At 63.0% G+C, this 1,311-nt stretch carries 2 protein-coding genes; both read left to right on the forward strand.

Features of this window, described 5'->3' with window-relative positions:
* The coding region (locus tag EOA24_RS38190; RefSeq protein WP_133374919.1) for a helix-turn-helix domain-containing protein at positions 1–478 on the forward strand (478 nt) is incomplete at its 5' end.
* A gap of 80 nt (positions 479–558) precedes the next feature.
* A partial coding sequence (locus EOA24_RS38195) for a D-amino-acid transaminase (RefSeq protein WP_127410839.1) occupies positions 559–1,311 on the forward strand: 753 nt, incomplete at its 3' end.

The raw sequence follows: 1,311 nt of genomic DNA on the forward strand, positions 1-1,311 counted from the left end.
CTACCACCGCCTGGCGGTGGTTCCGGTCATGGTGCCCGGGCTCGCCGAGCGGCGCGAGGACATTCCCTATCTCGTCGACAATTTCATGAAGCAGATCGCACGCCAGGCCGGCATCAAGCCGCGCCGCATCGGCGACGATGCGCTGGCCGTGCTGCAGGCGCATAACTGGCCGGGCAACGTTCGCCAGCTGCGCAACAATGTCGAGCGGTTGATGATCCTGGCGCGAGGGGAAAATCCCGATGCTCCGATCACCGCCGACCTTCTGCCGTCCGAGATCGGCGACGTGATGCCACGCACGCCCAATCAGTCGGACCAGCACATAATGGCGCTGCCGTTACGCGAGGCGCGCGAGCAATTCGAGAAGGACTATCTGATCGCCCAGATAAACCGCTTCGGCGGCAACATCTCGAAGACCGCCGAGTTCATCGGCATGGAGCGGTCGGCCCTGCATCGCAAGCTGAAGTCGCTGGGAGTCTAGACCGGCTTGGCCCACGCGATTGTTTATTACGGCAAAGGCAGAATCGCCTAAGAAAGCCCGATATTTCCCCGAGGATGCCCATGCCGCGCATTGCCTATGTCAACGGGCGCTATGTCGTCCATTCCCAAGCCAGCGTCCATATCGAGGACCGCGGCTACCAGTTCGCCGACGGCGTCTATGAGGTCTGCGAAGTGGCGCGCGGCCATATCGTCGACATGCCGCGCCATCTTGCCCGGCTCAAGCGCTCGCTGAAGGAACTGTCGATCGCCTGGCCGGTATCGGAAGGCGTCTTGTCGCTGCTGCTGCGCGAGGTGGTCAATCGCAACGGCGTGGTCAACGGCCTTGTCTATGTGCAGGTGACGCGCGGCGTCGCCAGCCGCGAGTTCGTTTTCCCGCCGGCAGGCACGAAATCTTCCCTGGTCATAACCGCCAGGAAAGCCGATCCGGCGGCGAATGCGAAGCGGGTGGAGGCCGGCATCAAGGTCATCACCGTGCCTGAGAATCGCTGGGACCGCGTCGACATCAAGAGCACGGGCCTTTTGCCCAATGTGCTTGCCAAGCAGAAGGCCAAGGAAGCCGGCGCCCAGGAAGCCTGGTTCGTCGACGCCGATGGCAACGTCAAGGAAGGCGGCTCGTCAAACGCCTGGATTGTCACAAGGGACGGCATACTGGTGACCCGGCCGGCCGAGCACGGCATCCTGCGCGGCATCACCCGCACGACGCTTTTCGATGTCGCCGCCAAGCTCGGCCTCAAGATCGAGGAGCGCGGTTTTTCGGTCACTGAGGCCAAGGCTGCCAAGGAGGCGTTCATCAGTTCGGCGACCACAATCGCC

The sequence above is a fragment of the Mesorhizobium sp. M2A.F.Ca.ET.039.01.1.1 genome, from assembly GCF_003998035.1.
GTDB lineage: Bacteria > Pseudomonadota > Alphaproteobacteria > Rhizobiales > Rhizobiaceae > Mesorhizobium.